Source organism: Cohnella rhizoplanae, assembly GCF_948329515.1.
GTDB lineage: Bacteria > Bacillota > Bacilli > Paenibacillales > Paenibacillaceae > Cohnella > Cohnella rhizoplanae.
In genome coordinates, this window is the sequence record NZ_CAOJCN010000003.1 from 255,199 (window position 1) to 278,289 (window position 23,091).

Here is a 23,091-nt window from a genome sequence, read left to right on the forward strand (position 1 = left end):
ATTTGAGGTGAACTGAACATGTCCAGAGAAGGGTTGAACGGCTCGCTCGGCTTCGTAACGGGGCTGGTCTACAGACGCATGTCGAATTTGCTGCTGCATCGGCTGCGGCCTTACGATATTACGCCGGAGCAGTGGTCGGTGCTCTACTACGCCGCGCAGGCGGACGGCTTGATCCAGCGCGAGCTCGGCGAGCGTGCCGGCAAGGACAAGCCGACCACGACGCGAATCGTGGATCATCTCGTGCGCAAGGGATGGCTTGCCCGAAGGCCGGACCAAACCGACCGCCGTGCGATATGGATCGATGCGACGGCGGAAGGGCGGCGGTTGATCGCGCGGACGCAGCCGATCGAGGCCGCCACGGTCGAAGATGTGTCGTCTTGTCTGACCGCAGAGGAGAGGGAGACGCTGCTCGACCTGCTGCACCGCGTGGGCAAGCATCTGGAATCGCAGAAGGAATAGAGGCGCGCCTCAAGTCAAGCATGCGAAGGAGACATCACATCATGAACGCTGCAGAAAAATCCGCCCCGCTTTGGACCCAGTCGTTTATCGGCTTGACGCTGGGCTTCTTTCTATTGTTTCTCAATTTGCAAATGCTGCTGTCGTCGCTGCCGGTCTACGTGAAAGGCGAGCTGGGCGGCGGCGATCTGACCGTCAGCCTCGTCACCGCGACGTTCGCACTGGCCGCGATTGCCAGCCGGTTCGCGACGGCGGCGCTCATGCCCAGACTCGGACGGAGCGCGCTGCTGTATGCGGGCTTGACGTTGGCCTTGCTGACGACGGCATTGTGCGGCTACGCGAACGCGGTCGGATCGCTGATCGCGATCCGTATTCTGTACGGCGTGGGCTTCGGGACCGCGAGCACGATCATTCCGACGCTCGTGTCGCGCATCATCCCGCGCGATCGGCTCGGCGAAGGCATCGGATACTTCGGACTGTCGACGAGTCTGGCGATGTCGTTCGGACCGATGATCGGCATGAATCTCATGCAGGGATTCGGATTCCCAGCCCTTGCGCTGTCCGGCGCCGCGGCCGCTGCGCTGTCGGCGGGCGTGCTTCTGTTATCCGGCGCCGTCGGCGGCCGGCAAGCGCGCGGTAACGACGCAAGCCAACCGCGGCCGGCGAGCATAACCGCATCGGTAAAAGCGCCCGAATCGGCTGACGACCGGTCCGCATCGGCGAGGTCCGTCATGCCGCTGCTCCTGCCCGCGCTGCTGAACCTGCTGCTGTCGGTGACCTACAGCGGCCTGCTCAGCTTCATCGCTTTGTTCGGGGAGAGCGTTCATATCGATCAAGTCGGGTTGTTCTTCCTGTTCAACGCGATCACCGTTATCCTCGTGCGGCCTGTCGCCGGACGGGTCTTCGACCGCAGGGGCCATGCCTCCGTCTTGATCCCGGCTGCCGCGTTCGTGTTGGCGAGCATGCTCGTGCTGTCCGGCGCGACGGGGATGCCGCAGCTCATTGTCTCCGCCCTGTTGTACGGGCTGGGCTTCGGCGCGATCCAGCCGACGCTTCAGGCCTGGATGCTGCGCAGCACGCCGCGGGAGCGCCACGGCTTCGCCAACAGCATGTATTACAACTCGACCGATCTGGGCGTCGCCGTCGGGGCCGTCCTGCTCGGAGCGATCGCCGCCCATACGGGATACGCGCGCATGTACGATTATTCCGCGATGATCATGGCCGCTTTTCTCGCGCTGTATATCGTCATGCGGTTCGTCTTGGGGGCCCGCGCGTCCAGAGCCGGCGCGCGGCCGTCCGCATGATCGGCGAGTCGCTGGAATTTCGGGTGCTTGCGTATGATTCGCGAGGTTGTAAAGCGGTTTATTAGTGGAGGAAGCCATGCACGGGCGCGACGCATCATTTTTCTATATCCTGATCCGAGCATGGTATAATCATAACGAAATTTTGACACCGCGCGCATAGACTTGCGACTTACCCATACTTGGAGGCTCCCGGATGACTTCTTCCCTGGATTACGGCATCATTTTTCAGCAGGCCAGCAATTTCTCCTTGAACGGCTTCGCTGTCATATCGGCTTCGGACGATACGCTCCTCAAGCTTAATCCCGCATTATGCGGTATGCTGGGCTACCAGGAAGAAGATCTCCTCGGGGTGCCGTTTCCCGATATTACCGACCGCGATCCACGACGGCCTTCGTTCTACAGGGCAGCGGCCGACCGGTGCAAGGCCAGGCCGGGTTACATAGAAGAAATCGAAAAGCGCCTGCTGCACAAGGACGGCCGCTTCGTATGGGTGCGCATGCGGCTGTCGTCCGTGCGCGACCCGGATACGGACGCCGCCCTGTATCTATGCGCGGAGATGCTGGATATCACGAGCATGAAGACGGAACGGATCCCGGTGCTCGACAATCGTCATCTGTACATGCTGCTGACCCGCAACTCGCACGATCTGGTCTCGGTCAGTTCGCTCGAGGGCGAGCTGGTCTACATTTCTCCCTCCTGCACGGTCGTGCTGGGCTATACGCCCGAGGAGATGACCGGCAGCATGCGCACCAACTATTACCATCCCGACGACGCTAACGAGATGGCCGAGCCGGGCAAGCTGTTCGCGGACGACCGGTTCTTCCTGCGCCGGGTGCGACGCAAGGACGGCGAGTACCTGTGGTTCGAGGTCTGGTCGCAGGTGATCTGGGACGAGACGGAGCAGGCCGACAGGGTGCTGTCGGTCGCCCGCGACGTGAGCGACCGCAAGGCGTACGAGGACAAGCTGGACGAAGCGCAGCGCATCGCCAAGATGGGGACTTACGAGATCAATCTGGCCGAGGACGCCATCGTACTGTCCAAGGGCGCGAAGCGTCTGCTCGGCCTGCCGGAGACGTTCGAGCCGGACAGCGTCGAGGCGGTATTGGCGAACGTGCCCGAGGAAGACCGGCAGGTGATCCGGCAGCATCTGAACCAAGTGTCCGCCGAAGCGCTCAAGGATTCGGTGGCCTATCGCGTCGTCGATCCCGACGGCTCAGTGCGTTTTCTCGAGGGCACCTGGGAAGTGATCGACGGCGAGGAGGAACGTCCGGCCCGTCTGCTCGGCTCGGTCCAGGACCTCACCGAACGGCGGCGGTTCGAGCAGCGTCTGCAGGAGAGCGAACAGCGCTACAAGTCGCTTTTCGAATACAACCAGTCCGCCGTCTATTCGATGAACCTCAAGGGCGAATACCTGACGGCCAATCCGAATCTGGAAAAGCTGACCGGCTACACGCTCGGGGAACTGATCGGGATGCATTACGGTCCGCTCGTGCCGCCCAAGGACGTCGCCAAGACGGCGCATCACTTCGAGCTGGCCGCGCGCGGCGAGGCGCAGAACTACGAGATCACGATCATCCACAAAGACGGGAGGGAGATCGAGACCAACGTATCGAATATTCCGATCGTCGTGGACGGCGAAGTCGTCGGGGTATTCGGCATTTCCATCGATATTACCGCGCGCAAGCGGGCCGAGGAAAAGCTGTCGGAGAGCGAGAGCCGGTACAGATGCCTGTTCGACCTCAACAGCACGCCGGTCTGTTCCTTCGATCTGGACGGCCGCTTCACGAAGATCAATCCCGCGATGGAGAAACTCACGGGCTATACGCTGGAGGAGCTGCGCACGCTCACGTTCGCGTCGCTCGCGCATCCCGAAGACGTGGATAAGCTGACGTCCCGCATGGATCTCGCGATCCGAGGCACGCCGCAAACGTACGAAGCGCGGCTGATTCGCCGGAGCGGGGAGCTGCTCGCCGCGAGCATAACGAACGTGCCGATCGTCGTGGACGGCGAGACGGTCGGATTCTACGGCATCGCGACCGACATCACGGAGTCCAAGCGGCATACCGAGCGCATCCACAAGCTGAACGACGAGCATGCGCGAATCCTGAATACAGTATCCGAGGGGATCTTCGGCCTGGACCAGGAAGGAAACTTCACCTTTATCAATCAATCCGGCGCCAGGATGCTGGGAATCCACGAGAACAACCTGCCGGACATATCGGCGCTCCGCTACCTGCTGCAGACGGGGCCGGACGGCCTTAGCTACTGGGACGACGAGTCCCCCTTGATCAGGGCGCTCAGGGACGGCCGCGCTTATCAGGACAAGGAAGCCGTCTTCTGGAAGAGCAGCGGCACGAGCTTCCTGGCGGATTACCAGATCTCGCCGACTTACGACGACGGCGCGCCCCAAGGGGCCGTCGTCGTCTTCCGCGACGTCACCGGCGAGCGGGAGATCATCGAGGCGAAGGAAAAGGCGGAGCGAGCGGACCGCGCCAAGTCGGAATTCCTGTCGGTCATGAGCCACGAGCTGCGGACGCCGATGAACGGCGTCATCGGCATGACCGGACTGCTGCTCGATACCGAGCTTACGCCGGAGCAGCGGAGCTACGCCGAGGTCATCAGCCAGAGCAGCGAGTCGCTGATGCACATCCTGAACGAGATCCTCGATTTCAGCAAGATCGAAGCGGGCAAGCTCGTCCTTCATTTCGAGCCCATCTCCGTCAGGGATACGGTAGAGGAAGTCGTCAAGCTGTTCGCGGTCCAAGCGGCGGAGAAAAAAATCGAGCTCGGCCTCCGGTACGAAGGAGACGTGCCGGAGCTGATGTTCGGCGACTCCGTGCGCCTGCGGCAGGTGCTCGTCAACCTGATGAGCAACGCGGTCAAGTTTACCGACGCCGGCTCGGTATTCCTGTTCGTCCGGGCGATGCCGTCTCGGAGCAAGGATGCGATGCTGGTCGAGTTCGCGGTGCAGGATACGGGAATCGGCATTCCGAAGGACAAGCAAGGACAGCTGTTCCAGTCGTTCTCCCAGCTCCACTCGGGCACGACCCGCAAGTACGGGGGGACCGGGCTCGGCCTGTCGATCTGCAAGAAGCTGGTCGAGCTGATGGGCGGTTCGATCGGATTCGATACGATCGAGGGGCATGGTTCGACCTTCCGGTTCACGCTGTCCTCGAACGCGATGCCCGAGCACGCAGCCGCGTCGGAAGCGCCAGGATCGTCCGGCGCGCCGGGCGGGCACGGCCGATTCGCCGGCCAGGCGGAACCGCGCTTCGGACCGATGCGCATTTTGGTCGCCGAGGACCATGCGGTGAACCAGCAGATCATTCGCGCCATGCTGAATAAGCTGGGCTACGAGCCGACGATCGCCGCGGACGGACAGGCAGCCGTAAACGCCGCGCTCGAGATGCCGTTCGACCTGCTGCTGATGGACGTTCAGATGCCGACGATGGACGGCTTGCAAGCCGCCGCCCGGATCAAGGAGGCGCTGCCGGAGCACCGGCGTCCGGTCATCGTGGCGCTGACGGCTTTCGCCCGCCAGGAAGACCGGGAGGCCTGCATGGCGGTCGGCATGAACGACTTCATGAGCAAGCCGATCCGGCCGGCGGAGATCCACGAGCTGCTGTTCAAATGGTCGGAGGAAATCCAGGCAAGGCGCGCCGGCAGAGCATAACGCAAGGAGGATGACGGTGCATGGCGTTCGGCGTCAAACGCGAGGAGCTCGAAGCCTGGAAGCGGAACGTGGCTGAAGGCCATATCGCCTTTCTCACGCATTATTGGTTCGAACCCCGATTCCCGGGCGTCAAGACGATCACGAAAGTGGGCTGCGACGATCTGGGCAAGCTGGCGGACTGGTGCCGGCGCTATGGTCTGAACCCGGCATATATTCATGAGCGGACACCCTTCCCGCACTTCGACCTGATCGGGGACAAGCAGGCCGAGATCTTGCGGAGCGAAGGTCAATGGGAACAGCTCAGACGTTTCGGGATGGCATGAAGGGCGCGTTACGCGGATAGAAGGATTGCATTAAAAAAACGCCGGGGCATAAAGCAGGCCCCGACGTTTTTTATGCGTTTTGCCGCGTTAATGCGATGATTCCCGCTCGTTCGACCAACCGAGCTTCTCGAACATTTTGAAGAGCAGGCTGAGCACGATCGCGACGACCGTGGCGAGCGCCATGCCCGACAGCGTGAAGTCGCCTGCCGTGATCTTGACGCCCGACAGCCCGGTGACGAGGACGACCGTCGTCAGAAACAGATTGGCGGGCTTGCTGTAATCGACCTTGGATTCCACGAGCATCCGCAGGCCCGAGGCGGCGATGACGCCGAACAGCAGCAGCGATACGCCGCCCATGACGGCCGGGGGAATCGCCGCGATCAGCGCCGACAGCTTGCCGAGGAAGGCGAGCACGATCGCGATGACGGCCGCGCCTCCGATGACGAAGGTGGAGTATACGCGCGTGATGGCCAGGACGCCGATATTTTCCCCGTACGTCGTATTGGGCGTCGAGCCGGCGAACCCGGACAGAATCGTCGAGATGCCGTTGCTCAGCATCGACCGGTGCAGGCCCGGGTCCTTGGACAAGTCCTTGCCGACGATGTTGCCGGTGACGATCAGATGTCCGATATGCTCGACGATGACGACGAGCGCCGCCGGCACGATCGTGAGGATGGCCGTCCATTCGAACGAAGGCGCCGTAAACGTTGGGGCCGCCAGCCAGCCCGCGTTCTTCACGCCTTCGAAGTCGGTGAGGCCGCCGAGCCTCCAGGCCAGCAAGTAGCCCGCGACGATGCCGAACAGGATCGGGATGATCTTCATGAAGCCTCGGAAGAGCACGGAGCCGAGCACGGTTACCAGCAGGGTGAATACCGATACGGTAATGACCTTGCCGTCGGGCGACCAGTCCGCCGCGCCGGACGGGGCGATCCAGCCGGCCATGCCCGCCGCGACCGGGATCAGCTCGAGCCCGATGACCGCGACGATCGCGCCCATGGCCGCCGGCGGGAAGACGACGGAGATCCAGCCCGTCCCCGCATACTGCACGATCAGAGCGACGAAAACGAAGACGACGCCGGCCGCCAGGAAGCCGCCGAGCGCGGCTGCATAGCCGTCGCCGTGTTCCGCGTAGGCACCGATGACCGCGCCGGCCGGCGCGATGAAGGCGAAGCTGGAGCCGAGGTAAGCGGGAATCTTGCCTTGGCAGATCCAGATGTAGAGTAGGGTGCCGATCCCGTTCATGAGCAGGCAGACGGCCGGGTCGACGCCGAGCAGGTTCGGCACGAGCACCGTGGACCCGAACATGGCGAACAGGTGCTGCAGGCTGAGCATGAAGCTCTGGCCCAGCGGAGGCCGTTCGTGAATACCGATTTCACGCCTCGTCAATGGTAGCAATCCTCCAATTTTCGCGATCTATGCTTAAATCCTTTGTAGATTCTATACAGTTCATCTCGTTTTGACAAGCCATGTTTTTCATTTCCGGATATCTTGTCGTACGATCGGCTTCCGTCTCCGCAGTTTTCCTCATATCCTATCGGGAGAAGCCGATACGCAATCGGAAGAGAGGAGCTTTGCGATGAACGGTGCGAGAAAGGTTAGGGAGGATGGGCCGCGGCATGGAATAGCCGAAGGGCCGAACGATCGCGCGGCGAGCCGCCCGCTCCTGCTGCGAGGGGATATCTGCTGTACGGGGAACCGGGGGGCGCCGGGCAGGCGGGCGGACCGGAGGCCGTCCATACGCAGCGTCGCCGGCGCGCTGCGGCTCTCCGCGCGCGCGATGCTCCCCTTCTATCGGGAGGTCGCCGCCAACCGTCGGTTCGCGGAGCGCTGGTCGCGCGATATCGTGGCGCTGCGGCTGGACGACATGAAGCGGCGGCTGGCGCAGGCGTCCCCGCTCGCCGGCCGCTTGGAGCAGGGCATCGGCACGAACGGCATCGGATATTTCGTCGATTATCCGTCGCCCGGAACAACGGACGCATACGCCACGGGCATTACGATTCCGCCCGGCACCGTCCAATTTTACTTCGCGCCTGGCGCGCACCGGGCGGTCGCTGCGGCCCTGCTGCCTTTCTGCGGCGCGCTCGCGTCGGATCGTGGATACGCGTACGCGCTCGCATCGGCGATGGAGCGCGCCGATCGCGGCGCCGTATCCGCGCTTGTCCGCCGCCGCGTCAAGGCCGGGGAACTCCGCGCCGTCGACGGCGCCCCGGGTTATCTTGCCCTCGACTTCAAGCCCCCCGGCTCGAGATACGTTTATCGAAACTTGTTTTTCCGCGAGGGCTTGTGATCTAATTAGAACAGAAACGCGAATATCATACGACAATTGCGCAAGGAGCCTGACACTCATGACGGTAAGATTCGGACTCGTCGGCACGAACTGGATTACGGACAGACTGCTGGCTGCGGCCCAGGAAGCGGAAGGCTTCGAAGCGGTCGCGGTTTGCTCGCGCTCGAAGGAACGGGCGGAGGCATATGCGGCGCGGCACGGCATCGCCCGCGCATACGACGACATGGAGGCCATGGCGGCCAGCGGCCTGATCGACGCCGTCTACGTCGCGACGCCCAATGCCTACCACGCGGAGCAATCCATATTATTCATGCGGCATGGCATTCACGTGCTATGCGAAAAGCCGGCCGCTTCGAACGGGGCGGAGGCGCGCCGCATGATCGAGGAGGCGAGGCGCTGCGGCGTGCTGCTCATGGAGGCGATGAAGCCTACGTTCATACCGAGCTTCCGCGCCATCGAGCGGGCCTTGCCTTCGATCGGCAAGGTCCGGCGGTACGTGGGCAACTTCGGGCAGTACTCCTCACGTTATGACGCCTACCGCGCGGGCACGGTGCTGAACGCGTTCGACCCGGCGCTCTCGAACGGCGCGCTCATGGACCTCGGCGTCTATTGCCTCTATCCGGCGATCTATTGGTTCGGAAAACCCCTCGAGGTGAAGGCGAGCGGTCTGGTGCTCGAATCCGGCGCGGACGGAGAGGGCACGGTGCTGCTGAGGTACGCGGATATGGAGGCGGTCGCCATGTACTCCAAGATTACGAACTCGTACGCTCCGAGCGAGATTCAGGGCGAAGACGGCAGCATCCTGATCGACAAGATCAGCCAGCCGGGACGCGTCAGCATCCGATACCACGACGGGCGCGAGGAAGAGATCTCCGTGCCGCAGTCCGAGCATACGATGGTGTATGAGCTGCAGGCGTTCGTGAACCTCGTGCGCGAGGGCAGGACGGAGTCGGATATCAACACGCACGAGCGGATGCTCGCCGTCCTCGACGTGGTGGACGAGGCGAGACGCCAGATCGGCGTCGCGTATCCGGCGGATCGGGCGGAGGCCGCAGGGGCGACGGGTTCGGAGTACACGGGGATTACAACAAAATAGACGGCGCCGCGGATCTCTCCGCCGGCCGCACCGGACCGTCGAGTCTCTCTCGACGGTCTTTCTCATGCTCGCTTAGCAGCTTCCGATCGTCCCTCCCGTTATGCTGTATCGAATATATTGATCTTTTTTTCGGATAACCGAAAAGAATTGCAATCCTGCCCGGTTCCGACGATTTACGGAGGCCGCGCGGATTTTTTATCATCAGGGTGAGGGAGGCCGGCGCCCGGCGGGAGCTTCATCTAGCGGCTCGCGAACCGGGAAATAAAATGCAAGCGCTGTCAAATTGCCATTCATTTAAACGGGAGAGGTGAAAGAATTGATTCATCCATCGGTAAACAAAAGAGTATCGATCCTGTTAATCCTGTTTATGTTAGGGGGTTCGTTCGCGAATTTATTCTCGTCTTCCTCCGCGAGCGCGGCTGCGCCCGCGGAATGGCCGCGAGGTCCGGAGCTCATCGCGAACGGCGGCTTCGAGAGCGTGGGGAGCGATCAGTTTCCGGCGACCTGGATCCCGACCGTGGCCGCGGAAAAGGCCAACGTCACGTCGGATACGACGACCGTCGCCGCCGGGAGCAGAAGCCTGAAGCTGAACGACGACGGCGTCGGCGGCAGCCGCGAGGTCGGCGTCAAGACGCCGAACATTCCGGCCCGCTTCGGCGAGACCTACAAGGTCACGATGAAAGCGAACGTGACGCAGGGCAGCGTGAATTTGCTCGTTCGCTATTTCAACGCGTCCAACGGCTTCCAGCAAAAGCTAGCCACGGCAAGCGCCGGCGGCGGCTGGAAGGATCTCGCGGTCACCGTCGCGCCGCCGGCCGATTACAGCCATCATATCGTCGTGTACGTCTACGAAGGAAGCGGCGTCGCGCCGACGACCGCGTTCGTCGACGCCGTAACGATGACGAGCGACGAGCTGCTCGCAAATCCGGGCTTCGAGGCGGCGTCCGGCGGGCTGCCTGTCTCATGGAGCGTCTACGGGGCGCCGGCGTCCGGCGCGACCTCCGTGACGAGTCCGGCATACGAAGGCGGCCGCAGCGTGAAGGTGGCCGATAGCAGCGCCCAGGACGCGCTGGGCATCCAGAGCGCGGCCGTAGCGCACTCCCCTGGCGCGTTGTACCGTGCCGCCATATGGGCGAACGTGCAGAGCGGTTCCGCCGCGCTGACGCTGCAATACTTCGATGCGGCCGGCACGCCGGTCGGCAGCGCAGAGACCGCGTCCGCCGCCGCAGCGGGCTGGCAGCAGCTGACCGTGACCGCGGCCCCGCCGGCTTCGGCGTCGTCGCTCAGACTGCTGGCTTCTTCGGGCGCCGAGGCGCAGTCGGTCGTGACGTTCGACTCGGCCGAGCTCCGCATCACCGGCTATGACGACACCGACCCGCAGCCGCAGGTGGAATCGATTGCGAACGGCGGCTTCGAGGATGCCGGCCAGAACGGCTTGCCGGCCGTCTGGATTCCGACCGTCCCGGCGCAAGCCGTCAACCTGTCCTTGGATACCGCTACGGTGTTCGAAGGAACGAAAAGCTTGAAGATCACGGACGACGGCACGGCAACCGGCCGCGAGGTCGGGGTGAAGACGCCGAATCTTCCGATCCGCTTCGGCGAGACCTACACGGTGAAGCTGAAGGCGAAGGTCGAGCAGGGCAAGCTGACCGTCCTATTCCGCGGCTATAACGAGTCCAACCAGTTCCAGCAGAAGGCGGCCGAGATCGGCAAGACGTCAGGCTGGCAGAATCTGTCCGTACAGTTCGCGCCTTCAGAGGCGTACAGCCATCATGCCGTCGTTTATATTTACGACAATACGGCGACCGCGCCGACGACGGCTTACGTCGATGCGGTCACCATGCGCAGCGACGAGCTGCTGGCTAATGCCAGCTTCGAGCAGTCGGCCGGAGCGGTGCCAGACCGCTGGAACGTCGTTGAGCCGACGGCGGGCAGCGTCGTCTCCGTGACCGATACGGTGTACCATGGCGCAAAGGCGGTTAAGGTGACGGACACGAGCGCGCAGCTGCCGCTCGGCATCCGGAGCGGGTTCATCCCGCATGCGGGCGAACTGACGTACAAGGCGTCCGTGCGGGCGAGCGTCTCCGCGGGCGCGGCCCGTCTGACCCTGCAGTACTATGACGGGGACGGCGGCTTGCTAGGCTCGCATGAAGCGGGCGCGGCAGCGGCCGCAGGCTGGCAGAAGCTGACCGCGGAAGGGGCCACGCCGGCCGGCACGGCATTCGTGCGCGTGCTGCTCTCGTCGTCCGCGGCCGACCAGTCGACGATCGTGTTCGACTCGGCCGAGCTTCGTTCGTCCGCCGGGCCGGAGGTCGAGGAGCCGCAAGGATCGCTGTCCTGGCCGACGAATCTCGTGGCCGGCACGTACATGCACTTTAAGCCTGCCGATCAGGCGGTCACGAGCCAAAATGCGCCCGACTTCGCATGGCCGTACATCGTCGGCGCGGACAAGTACGAGCTCCAGATCGCCGCGGCTTCGGACGGCGCGTTCAGCGCCCCCGTCTATGCCAAGAACGATCTGAAGCAGAACCTGCATAATTTGCCTGCTCCCCTCGAGCCGGGCAACTCATACAACTGGCGCGTACGGTTTCATATCGCTGCCGGCTGGTCGGAGTGGAGCGCTGCCCGCGAATTCCGGTTGACGCCGGATGCCGTTCCATTCCTCGTGCCCGAGCTGGACGATCTGTTTGACAACGTGTCGGCGACCCACCCCCGGATTCTGACCAATGCGGACGATCTGGATGAATTCCGGGCCTACAAGGACGGACTTGGCAAGCCGATCTTCGAGGAAGCGAAGCGGAACGTCAACTTCAATGCGCCGCTTCCGGCCGAACCGGAGTTCGATTATCCAAGCGATTATTACAATTTGCAGGACGAAGCCTTCGTCGCCGATATCGTCCGCGTGACGCACTACACCAGAGCGGAAACGGACATGATGATGAGCGCCGCCTTCGTTTACCTCGTTTCGGGCGACGAAGCATACGGCAACTTCGCCAAGGAGCGGCTGCTCAACGTGATGACGTGGGACCCGCTGGGCTCGACGAACTATCGGCAGGTCGATCAGGCGTTCCGGGAGATCGCGTACAAGGGCGCGATTGCGTACGACTGGATCTATCCGCTCATCGAGGCGTCGGATAAACCGAATATCCTTCCGATGATCGTCAGGCGCACGCAGACGCTCGTCGACTCGATCCTCGGCTCCAATTCGCTTTACAAAAACCCATGGAACTCGCACGGATGGACGGCGTCGGGGTATGTCGGCACGATCGCGATCGCGCTGCTGCACGACGATGCGGTCGTAAACGGCGTTCCGCTGTACGTCACGGCCAAGGATTGGTTCGAGAAATCCGTGCCGGCCCGAATTAACATCTACCCGCCTGTAGCGGGAGACGACGGCGGCTGGGCGTCCGGTACGGGCTACTGGCAATACTCGCATCTGGCGGACAAATTGTTCGCGGACGTGCTGCTCGCCGCATCGAAGCTCAGCTTGTACGACAAGGCGTTCACGCGCAACGAGCAGACGTTCGGACTGTACTTCATGCCGAACGGCCAGCCCAATGGCGTCTTCGGCGACGATACGCTCAATGTGTATCCGGCGCTGAACGCGACGAACGCGCAGCGAACGGCGCAAATGTACCAGAACCCGGTCGTCCAGTGGTACGCGAACGCCTTCAGCTTCAACAGGGATCTGGATTACTTATTCGGGTTCACCTACGGGGATCCGGACCTGGACAGCAGACCGCCGGTCGACCTGCCGACGGCCAAGTGGCAGAAGGACACGGATTGGGTCGCGATGCATTCCAGCCTCTACGATCCGGAGCGCGTGTCGCTCTATTTCAAGTCGAGTTCCTACGGCAGCTACAATCACAATCATGCGGACCAGAACAGCTTCGTCATCAACGCTTACGGCGAACAGCTGGCGATCGACGCCGGACAGTACGACAGCTATCTGAGCGACCATGACGGCGGCTTCACCCGTACGACGCTGGCGCACAATGCGATTACGTACGACGGCGGCAAAGGCCAGAAGATCCTGGACATGACCGCCTCCGGCAAGATTACCGGCTTCGTGACGAGCAAGTCGATCGACGCGACGGTCGGCGATGCGACGCAATCGTACAATACGTACGCCGATCCGGATCATCCGGGTCTGGCGCAGGCGCAGCGCAGCATCATATACGTCAAGCCGAACGCTTTTGTCGTCGTCGACAACCTGAAGTCCAAGGATCCGGCCGGATCGGAGTTCGAATACCTGCTCCACGCGATGTCTAGCCTGGAGCTGGACGACGACGGGCAAGGCGCCACGATAAAGCAAAAAAATGCGATGATGAAGGTGAAATTCCATACGCAGTCACCCTTGGCGGCGACGGTTACCGACAAGTATCTGACGGAGGACGGGACCGAAGTCAATCCGACGGGATCGCTGGCTTCGAAGCCGATGCAATGGCATGCGAAGTTTGTCTCCCCGAAGGCGCAAAGCGCGACGATCGTCTCTACGTACGAACCATATCGGGTCGGCTCGCAGCCGCTCGGCATCACGGAATCGACGAATCACGGGACCTACCAGAGCATCGCGTTCACGGACGGCACGCAGGTGTTGGTGCGACTGGCGGACAGCGGCATCGTGAACGCGGGCGATATCCAGTTCGACGGCATCGCCGTCACCGTGAAGGACGACAGTCTCGTGCTGGTCGGCGGGACCAAGCTCGTCAAGGGAGGCGTCACGCGGTTCGAGGCCGATATTCCTGCTACGATATCCATCGACGACGAGGAGCTCTCGGTATCGAGCGTCTCCGAGGTGGAGGCGCAGATCTACGTGCCGGCCGAGGCCGTACTCCACGACGACCGTTATGAACCGGTCCAGCTCGGCGGGAACGTACAGGAGGCGCTGGACAAGAGAGGTCTCTACATGCAGAAGGACGGCCATCTGCTGACGGTCCGTACCGGCCGCGGCGATCACCGCTTCCATCTGCAGGCCGGATCGCTTCCGGCCGCACAGCCTCCGTTCACGCTGAACGTCGAGATCGACGGCGTCAGCACGCCGGTCGCCATGCAGGCATACGGAACGAACGAAGGCGGCACGGCGGGATGGGGGCAGCTGAATAACGTATCGGCAGGTCTGTATGAAGTGCTGGAGGCGCCGGAAGGACTCGTATTCCAAAAGTTCGGTTCGCCGAAGGCTTCGATGTATCTCGATGCGTCGCCGACGATCATGATGAGCGGGACGGGCGGGACGCTCCGGCTCAGAACGGCGGGCAGCGGAGAATTGACGGAATCGGAGGTTGCGGACGACTACGACGCGGTGAAGGAGGCGTTGTCTTCCTTTAAGGAGGCGGAATTCTTCCAGTCCACGTCCGGCGGCAATTTCGACGTTTATACGACGCGCGCTTTCCTGTCCAACGGCACCGGCGTAGCGGCATGGGATCAGAAGGGTCAATCGATCGCGTGGCAGCTGGACGTACCCCAGTCCGGCAACTACGATATCGTGGTCAAATACGTGGCCGGCTGGGGCTTGACGGGCGACGACCAGTCGACGCGCCTGATCCAGATCGGCGGCCAGATGTATACGGCGGAAGCGCCGCGTACGTTCGACTGGGGAACGCAGCCGCAGTACTGGAAAGCGCTGCGGATCAAGACCGGCACCTACCTGGAGCAAGGAACGGCGATGCTGACGATGTGGAACGTGCTCGGTCCGATGAACATGGACTGGGTCGGTCTCATCCCGGCCGAGGGTGCGGAGAGCGCGGACAAAGCGGCGCTCGCCGCCAGGATCTCGGTTGCTCAGTCGGTGTACGAAGATGAGTATACCCAGGCCTCCTGGGCGGATCTGCAAGCCGCACTGACGCAGGCGAATGCCGTAAACGCAGATGAGGCCGCGACGCAAGCGCAGGTTGATGCGGCTGCGGATGCCCTGCAGGCGGCGCAGGAAGCGCTGGTGCCGCTGGCAACCGCGGCTCCAGGCACGGCGGTACTCGCCAGCGACAGCGGCTATGCGAACGGGCTGCACGACGGCAAATACAAGGTGACGATGAACCTGTGGTGGGGACAGAACGGCACGCGGTATACGCTGTACGAGAACGGCGTGCCGATCGACGATAAGCGGCTGGCGGAGGCAACGCCCGGCGCGCAGCATGCGGAGACGGCCGTGACGGGCAAGCCGAACGGTACGTACGTGTATACTTGCGAGCTGAAGAACGCGCGCGGTGCCACTGCTTGCGCTCCCGTGACGGTCGTCGTCAAGGACGCGAATCCCGGCAAGCCGGTACTGTCCCACGACAACTGGGATCAGAACGGAGAGTATGCCATCGCCATGAATATGTGGTGGGGCACGAACGGGACGACCTACAAGCTGTACGAAAACGGCCAATTGATCCACACGCAGACTTTAAACGCCGGTACGCCGCAGGCGCAATCGGCGAGCACGCCGGTCTCGGGCAGAGCCTCCGGTACGTACGCGTACAGAGCGGAACTGGCCAATGCGGCGGGAACGACGATGAGCCAAGAGATTACGGTAACGGTGAAATAACGTAAGAGAGCATAAAACGGGCGGTCTCAAAGGTCATCAAGCGACCTGAGAGACTGCTCTTTTTTGATTTTGTAAGCTGTTTAATTATCGGTATAATAGGATTGTTCAAGATTGTTCAATAAGATTGTACAGTTAAAATGCCTAAGCGAATGGATGCAGCAGAAGGGAATTGTTAACGGTATGAGCAAATCCAAGGAAACCATAGAGATGTTTATTTATCACAAGCTGCGGGATTCGATCCTCAAGCGGCAATTGGCGCCGGGAAATCAATTGGTGGAGAACGTCATCGCGGACAAATTGAACGTCGGCAGAACGCCGATTCGCGGCGCGATCCGCAAGCTGGCCGAGGAGGGTCTGGTCAACATCATTCCGAATCGCGGCGCCTTCGTGATCCAGCCCACCAAAGATGAGATCGTGCAGGCCTACGAGCTTCGCATGGAGCTGGAGCAGCTGGCCGCGCGATTGTCGGTGCCCTTCATGGAAGAGCCCGATTACGCGGAAATGGAAAGATTGTGCGATGAAGAAGGGCAAACGATCCAGAATTCGGATTTTAGAGCGTATCTGCAAATCAATAAAGCCTTCCATATGTCCTATATTCGTAAATGCGCCAACCTTTTTTTAATCGATTTCGCCGAGAGGCTTATGGATCAGACCAATATTTATTTGATTTTATACGAGACGGTGTTTTTCCATACTTCGGCGCAGACCGCTCCGGGCGCGGCGGAGCATCGGGAGATCATCCGGGCGTTTAGGGCAAAGAACGCAGAACTTGCGGGTATGATGGTTCGCTCGCATATTGCGAATGCCATGAATACTCTTCAAATCGATAACGTGCAATTTGCCAGCCTAGGCGATATTTTTTAACGCCTTCATCGTAGAGAGAAGACTCGATCCCAGCGGTCGGGTTTTTTTTATCTTGACATCATCTGGAATCGAGAATAGTATCAAAATAGGTCATCAATATTGTTGAACAATTTTAAGGAGGGACATGAGCTTTGAAATATTTGGTCTTAGGGGCTGCAGGCATGCAAGCGAAAGCCGTTATTTACGATTTGTGCCGCAGTCCGAATGTGAGCGAGATTGTATGTGCGGATGTTCAAGCGGATCATCTTTTGCGTTTTGGCGAATTCTTGGATCTGAGCAAGATCCGGTTGAAAAATCTGGATGCGAGAAACAAAGCGGATTTAGTGGCGCTGATGCGGGATCAGGTAGATGTCGTCATCGATCTGCTGCCCATTTCCTTCATCGGGACCGTTTCCGAAGCGGCGGTAGAAGCGGGCGTACCGCTCGTAAATACTTTTTATGCAAGCGCTTTGCCGGAAGGGATTCATGAGAAGGCTGCTGCTCAAAACGTGATTATAATGCCTGAAGCCGGATTAGACCCCGGCATTGATCTGATTCTATGCGGATATGGCGTCAGCCAGCTGGATCAGGTCTATGAGCTGCATTCATACTGCGGCGGCATCCCTGAGCCGTCCGCCATCGACAATCCGCTCAAGTACAAACTGACTTGGATTTGGGACGGCGTTCTTATCTCCCACAAGCGACCCGGGAAAATCATGAAGAATGGCGTGGTTATCGACATTCCTGCCGAGGAGCAGCATGCGCCGCAATGGGTGGAGACCTTGGAATTTCCGGGCATTGACGGCGAGCTGGAGATGATCGTCAACGGGGACGCGATGGTATTCGCCGATATCTTGGGTATTTCCTCGACGCTCCGCAACTCCTCCAGAAGATACATTCGATGGAGCGGTCACGCGCAGCTGTGGCATGCGCTTAAACAGATGCAATTTTTAAGCGATGAGCCGGTGGCGGGCTTGTCCCCGTCCATTACTCCGCACGCGTTCATGAGAGCGCATCTGGAGCCGCAGCTTCATTACAAGAAAGAGGAAAAGGATATCGTCCTGATGAGAAATACGATAACGGGCGTCAAGGATAACCAAGATGTCCGGATTACCTATGATTTGATCGACTACCGCGATACGAATACGGGCTTGTTCGCGATGAACCGAACCGTTGGTTTCACGGCAAGCATCGTCGCCCAGATGATCGCCCGCGGCGACATTCGAGGCAGCGGCCTGCTGCGTACGACCAAGGATGTTCCTTATCTGTCCTTCATCCAAGAGCTGCAAAACCGAGGCATCGTCATTCAAGAGCGCGTGCATCCGACAGTGAGCTTGTAGAAAATTAGAAAACGAATACAGGAGGAGAGCAAAATGGTAGAAAAGTTGGCGTTGCAGCCTTTCAAAAACGAGCCGTTGACCGATTTTAGCGTGGAGAGCAATAGGCTGGAGATGGAAACCGCGCTGCAAGAAGTGAAACGGCAATTGGGACAAACTTACCCGCTCCTGATCGGCGGTAAAAAAGTATGGACGGAACAGGAGATCGTATCGATCAATCCGGCCGAAACGGATCATGTCGTCGGCACGGTGAGCAAGGCATCGGCCGAGCTGATCGAAGAAGCGGTACAATCCGCAGCTGCGACATTCGAGACATGGAGAAAAGTCCCCGTATCGGAGCGGGCGGACTGCTTGCTGCGCGGCGCTGCGTTGATTCGGAGCCGGAAGCACGCATTTTCTGCCTGGCTCGTATTCGAGGCGGGAAAAAATTGGGGCGAAGCGGATGCGGATACGGCGGAAGCGATCGATTTTCTCGAATTTTACGCGCGGGAAATGATCCGCTTGGAACAAACGAACGATTCTCGTCCGTTGATCAAAATGGAGGGCGAGCTTAACCGGATCACATATATTCCGCTGGGCGTCGGAGCGATTATTCCGCCCTGGAACTTCCCGCTTGCGATCTTGGCCGGGATGACGGGTGCCGCTATCGTCGGCGGGAATACCGTGCTGCTCAAGCCGGCGAGCGCGACGGCCGTTATTGCCTATAAATTCGTAGAAGTCATGGAAGAAGCAGGACTGCCGCCCGGCGTGATCCAGTTTGTTCCCGGCAGCGGCGCCGAGATCGGCGACACGCTCACGCAGCATGCCAAGGTACGTTTTATTAATTTTACCGGCTCCAAGGAAGTCGGCTTGCGCATCCAGCGTCTGGCTGCCCAGACGCAGGAGGGGCAGATCTGGATGAAGCGCGTCATTGCCGAGATGGGCGGCAAGGACGGGATTGTCGTCGACGAAACGGCTGACCTGGATCAGGCCGCGCAAGCGATCGTCGCATCGGCGTTCGGTTTTCAAGGGCAAAAATGTTCCGCCGGATCGCGCGCGATTATCGTAGCGTCAGTCTACGACCAGGTGCTGGAAAAGGTGGTCGAATGGACCGGAAAATTGAACGTCGGCTTGCCGGAGCATAACGAAGCGATCGGTCCGGTTATCGATAAGAACGCGTACGAAAAAATTCTGGCGTATATCGAAGCGGGCAAACAGGAAGGGCGATTGTTGACAGGCGGAAAACCGGCTGCGGGAAATGGCTATTTTATCGAACCTACGGTCATTGCCGACGTTTCTCCGAAAGCGCGAATCATGCAGGAAGAAATATTCGGTCCGGTATTGGGCGTGACCCGAGCAAAGGACTGGCAGGAAGCGATCGAGATCTACAATGACACGGAATACGGCTTGACCGGTTCATTCTTTTCAAGCGACCAGGGGCGGATCGCCCATGCGCTTGAGTCGATGCATTGCGGAAACTTATACATCAATCGAAAATGCACGGGCGCGTTTGTCGGGGTACATCCCTTCGGCGGATTTAATATGTCGGGAACCGATTCGAAAGCGGGCGGCTACGATTATATGCTATTATTCACGCAAGCCAAGCTGACTTCCGTTCGTCAGTAGAAACCGTGAGATCACGAAGAATTTAAAAAAAATAGCATAGGCATTAAAAAACGGATGAAGCAGGTAAGCGCTGCTTCATCCGTTTCTGACTTTAAAAGCGCTCTTGCGGCCAGCGTCGGCTTCCGTTATCGCGATGCCGCGCCGGGCAGTCCCGAAGAATCGAGGAGCCGGCGGCTGTCTTCGTTCAATCCGACGATCCGCACCTTTTTGCCGTACTGCCCGTACTTGTCGATTGCCTTCGCGATCGCGGTCACGGCCGAGTGGTCCCACACATGGGACGCGGCGAAGTCGATCGTGACGTGATCGGGATCGTTCTTGTAGTCGAATAGGTCGACGAAGGGGTTCATCGTCCCGAAAAAGAGCTGTCCGGCGATCCGGTACACCTTGCGGCCGCCCGGCCCGATCTCCGCATGCGCTTGGATCCGCGCGGAACGCCAGCCGTAGTATACCGCGCTGAGCACGACGCCCGAGAGGACGCCGAGCGCGAGATTGGACGTCGCGACGACGATGCCGACGGTCACGACCATGATGAGCGCATCGCTGCGCGGAATCCTCGCCAGCGTGCGCACCGAGTTCCAGTCGAAGGTGCCGATCGAGACCATGATCATGACGCCGACCAGCGCGGCCATCGGAATCTCGCGCACGACGTCGCCGAGCACGAGGATCAGGAACAGAAGGAAGACGCCCGCCACGAACGTCGATAGCCGCGAGCGGCCGCCGGACTTGACGTTGATCACGGTCTGTCCGATCATGGCGCAGCCGGCCATGCCGCCGAACAGGCCGGAGACGATGTTGGCGATGCCTTGACCGCGCACCTCCCGGTTTTTGTCGCTCTTGGTCTCGGTCATCTCGTCGACGATCGTGGCGGTCATGAGCGATTCCGTCAGCCCGACGACGGCAAGCGCGAGCGAGATCGGCACGATGCGCCAGATCGCGTCCAGGGAGAAGTCGATGTCCGGTATATGGAACAGCGGCAGCCGCTGCGTAATCGGCCCCATGTCTCCGACCGTCCGCAGGTCCAATCCCAAGCCGACGGACACGATCGTCATGACGATGATGGCGACGAGGGCGGAAGGCACGGCCTTGGTCAGCAGGGGGAAAAGATAGATGATGGCGAGCGTGCCCGCGACCATCGCGTACATCTGCCAATTCGCGCCCTCGAAGTTCGGCAGCTGCGCCATGAAGATAATGATAGCCAGCGCGTTGACGAACCCGGTGACGACGGAGTGCGGGATAAAGGTGATAAAGCGCCCGAACCGGAGCAAGCCCATCGCGAATTGGATAGCCCCGGTCAGCAGAGCTGCGGCGTAAATATACTCCACGCCGTATTTGGCGACGATCGGTCCCATCAGGGAAGCCATCGCGCCCGTCGCAGCCGAGATCATCCCCGGTCGCCCGCCGACGATCGAGATCGTCACGGCGATGACGAAGGAGGCATACAAGCCGACCATCGGGTCTACGCCGGCGAGGATCGAGAAGGCGATCGCTTCCGGAATGAGCGCGAAGGCGACCGTGAGCCCGGACAAAATGTCCCTTCGCGTGTTGAAGAACCAGATGCTTTTCAATTTTTGAAACAACAAAAAAACTCCTTTCGAAGATACCGGGGCGCACTGCAATCGTTGATGCTCGGTTCCGTACCGATGCATGGCGCCCTGGTTGGGATAAAGAGGCTTCTCTCTCTCAGAAAAGCCGGGTCCGATCGTCGACCGGTCCATTATACATGTTCGTTGCGGGCTTGAACACCCCGGATGGGGGCGAAAATGCGTTGTCGCGCGTTATCCGTTTATAATAAGATTAGCGCAAGAGCGGAGGGAATGGGCATGAAAATCGTTTTCGTCAGGCACGGCCAGAGCGAATATAACCTCGAGAACCGGTTCACGGGCTGGACCGATTCGGATCTGTCGGAGCAGGGGAGAACGGAGGCCAGGCAGGCCGGCAAGGTGCTGAAGGCAAACGGGTATGCGTTCGACGCGGCGCATTCGTCCGTGCTGACGCGTGCGATCCGCACGATGGGCATCATTCTCGACGAGATGGGGCAGCTCTGGATCCCCGTGTCGAAAAGCTGGCGGCTGAACGAAAGGCATTACGGGGCGTTGCAGGGGTTGAATAAGGCGGAAACGGCGGACCGGTACGGCGCCGATCAGGTGCTGCTGTGGCGCCGTTCGGTCAGCGAACGTCCGCCGGCGCTTGCGCGGAGCGATCCGCGGTATGCTGGCGACGATCCCCGGTATGCGGACATCGGCGGCGAAGTGCCGCTGACGGAAAATCTGGACGACACCGCGTCGCGCGCGCTTGTCTACTGGAAGAACGCGGTCCTGCCCGAGCTTGTCGCCGGGCGCAAGCTGCTGCTGTGCGCGCACGGCAACACGCTGCGGGCGCTTATCCGGTATCTGGACGATCTCCCGGAGGACGGCGTCGTCAATCTGAACATTCCGACCGCCGTCCCGCTCGTCTATGAATTCGGGGACGATCTAAAGCCGGTCAGGCATTATTATCTCGGCGAGGAAGGGCCGCTGCCTCCCGGCAGCATCCCGCGCCGCATCTATCCGGATCCCGCGCAGGACATGCCCGCGCAGGGAGAAGGTCGCCACGAACGCGCATGAGGGGCGCCGCAGGCCCGCGCCAACCGCCTCGCCGGATCAGGGCAGTCGATAGACCGCGAACGGATCGCCGCCCCGGAAGCCGTCGCTGATGCGATCCAGCTGCCCGAGCGCATCCTCGGACAGTCGGAGCGCGTCGGCAGCCAAGTTCGCCTGAAGCTGCTCGGGCTTGGTCGCGCCTGCGATGACGGTCGCCACGGCGGGCCGAGCCAGCAGCCATGCGATCGCGAGCACGGCCGGCTGCACGCCCAGCTCGTCCGCCAGCGCCGCGGTCTGCCTGCCGAGCTCGTCCGCCCGTCCGCCCAGGAATCGGCGGAAGGACGGGTCGGTCTCCGCGCGCGAGCCCTCCGGCGCGGCTTCGCCGGCCGAGGCGTACTTGCCGGTCAGGATGCCGCCGGCCAGCGGGAAATAGGGGATCAGCCCGACGCCTTGGTCAAGGCATAGCGGGATCAGCTCGGACTCCGGCGTACGGTCCGCGAGCGAGTAGCTGGCCTGCGTGCAGACGAAGCGGTCGAGGCCGAGCCGCTCGCTGATGCCGAGCGCCTTCATGAGCTCCCATGCCGCATAGTTGGAAGCGCCGATATAACGCACCTTCCCCGCGCTCACGAAGTCGTCGAGCGTTCGCAGCGTTTCCTCGAGCGGCGTACCCGGATCGAACGTATGGATCTGATACAGATCCACGTAATCCGTCTTCAGCCTCCGCAGGCTTCCCTCCAGCTCGCGCTGCAGATGGAACCGCGACGATCCCCGATCGTTCGCCCCTTGTCCCATCGGCAGCCCTGCCTTGGTCGCCAGGACGGCCTCGTGCCGCCTGCCGGCCAGCGCATCCCCGATGATCGACTCCGATTGCGTTCCCGCGTAGATATTGGCCGTGTCCAGCATGTTGATCCCGCTGTCCAGCGCCTCGTGGACGATCCGGATCGACGTCTCCTTGTCCGCGCGTTTGCCGAATGCGTTCGTGCCGAGCCCGATCGCCGATACCTTGAGCCCGCTTTTCCCCAATGAACGATATTGCATGCGAATACCTCCTCGAATTCAATG

At 60.9% G+C, this 23,091-nt stretch carries 14 protein-coding genes; 11 read left to right on the plus strand and 3 right to left on the minus strand.

What is annotated here, in order from left to right; translation table 11 throughout:
- Nucleotides 1-18 precede the first annotated feature (18 nt).
- From PQG80_RS07865 to PQG80_RS07880, 4 genes are all read left to right on the plus strand, one after another.
- Nucleotides 19-459, plus strand: a complete 441-nt coding sequence (locus PQG80_RS07865) for a MarR family winged helix-turn-helix transcriptional regulator (RefSeq protein ID WP_271750711.1) — start codon at nt 19-21, stop codon at nt 457-459.
- A 41-nt stretch (nt 460-500) separates the two neighbouring features.
- Nucleotides 501-1,760 (plus strand): MFS transporter, encoded by a 1,260-nt coding sequence (locus tag PQG80_RS07870; RefSeq protein WP_271750712.1) that lies wholly within the window; start codon nt 501-503, stop codon nt 1,758-1,760.
- Nucleotides 1,761-1,953: 193 nt separating this feature from the next.
- Entirely contained in the window at nt 1,954-5,433 is a 3,480-nt protein-coding gene (locus PQG80_RS07875; RefSeq protein ID WP_271750713.1) for a PAS domain-containing hybrid sensor histidine kinase/response regulator, read from the plus strand.
- 20 nt (nt 5,434-5,453) lie between these two features.
- A complete protein-coding gene (locus tag PQG80_RS07880) occupies nt 5,454-5,756 on the plus strand; it encodes a hypothetical protein (protein WP_271750714.1) in 303 nt (100 codons plus the stop codon).
- An 87-nt stretch (nt 5,757-5,843) separates the two neighbouring features.
- Here the strand turns inward: PQG80_RS07880 and uraA are convergent, their stop codons facing one another.
- Nucleotides 5,844-7,142 (minus strand): uracil permease, encoded by a 1,299-nt coding sequence (uraA, locus tag PQG80_RS07885; RefSeq protein ID WP_271750715.1) that lies wholly within the window; start codon nt 7,140-7,142, stop codon nt 5,844-5,846.
- A gap of 190 nt (nt 7,143-7,332) precedes the next feature.
- Between uraA and PQG80_RS07890 the strand changes: the two genes are divergently transcribed.
- The 6 genes from PQG80_RS07890 to pruA all read left to right on the plus strand — a co-directional run bounded on the left by PQG80_RS07890 (nt 7,333) and on the right by pruA (nt 19,450).
- A complete protein-coding gene (locus PQG80_RS07890; protein WP_271750716.1) occupies nt 7,333-8,043 on the plus strand; it encodes a hypothetical protein in 711 nt (236 codons plus the stop codon).
- A 58-nt stretch (nt 8,044-8,101) separates the two neighbouring features.
- Nucleotides 8,102-9,139 (plus strand): Gfo/Idh/MocA family protein, encoded by a 1,038-nt coding sequence (locus PQG80_RS07895; RefSeq protein WP_271750717.1) that lies wholly within the window; start codon nt 8,102-8,104, stop codon nt 9,137-9,139.
- A 316-nt stretch (nt 9,140-9,455) separates the two neighbouring features.
- On the plus strand, nt 9,456-15,665 hold the full coding sequence (locus tag PQG80_RS07900; protein WP_271750718.1) for a carbohydrate binding domain-containing protein: 6,210 nt from the start codon (nt 9,456-9,458) through the stop codon (nt 15,663-15,665).
- Between the two features lie 111 nt (nt 15,666-15,776).
- Nucleotides 15,777-16,529 carry a GntR family transcriptional regulator gene (locus PQG80_RS07905; protein ID WP_271750719.1) on the plus strand — a complete coding sequence of 251 codons (753 nt, stop codon included), beginning with the start codon at nt 15,777-15,779 and terminating at the stop codon, nt 16,527-16,529.
- Nucleotides 16,530-16,660: 131 nt separating this feature from the next.
- A complete protein-coding gene (locus PQG80_RS07910; protein ID WP_271750720.1) occupies nt 16,661-17,848 on the plus strand; it encodes a saccharopine dehydrogenase family protein in 1,188 nt (395 codons plus the stop codon).
- A gap of 33 nt (nt 17,849-17,881) precedes the next feature.
- Nucleotides 17,882-19,450, plus strand: a complete 1,569-nt coding sequence (pruA, locus tag PQG80_RS07915) for an L-glutamate gamma-semialdehyde dehydrogenase (RefSeq protein WP_271750721.1) — start codon at nt 17,882-17,884, stop codon at nt 19,448-19,450.
- Nucleotides 19,451-19,575: 125 nt separating this feature from the next.
- Here the strand turns inward: pruA and PQG80_RS07920 are convergent, their stop codons facing one another.
- Nucleotides 19,576-21,027 (minus strand): SulP family inorganic anion transporter, encoded by a 1,452-nt coding sequence (locus PQG80_RS07920; RefSeq protein ID WP_271750722.1) that lies wholly within the window; start codon nt 21,025-21,027, stop codon nt 19,576-19,578.
- A 243-nt stretch (nt 21,028-21,270) separates the two neighbouring features.
- Here PQG80_RS07920 and gpmA point away from each other — a divergent pair, with 243 nt between their 5' ends.
- Nucleotides 21,271-22,053: a 2,3-diphosphoglycerate-dependent phosphoglycerate mutase gene (gpmA, locus tag PQG80_RS07925; RefSeq protein WP_271750723.1), complete on the plus strand. Its 783-nt coding sequence runs from the start codon at nt 21,271-21,273 to the stop codon at nt 22,051-22,053.
- Between the two features lie 36 nt (nt 22,054-22,089).
- On the opposite strand, the gene PQG80_RS07930 is transcribed toward gpmA, so the two are convergent.
- Nucleotides 22,090-23,067: an aldo/keto reductase gene (locus PQG80_RS07930; RefSeq protein WP_271750724.1), complete on the minus strand. Its 978-nt coding sequence runs from the start codon at nt 23,065-23,067 to the stop codon at nt 22,090-22,092.
- Nucleotides 23,068-23,091 lie beyond the last annotated feature (24 nt).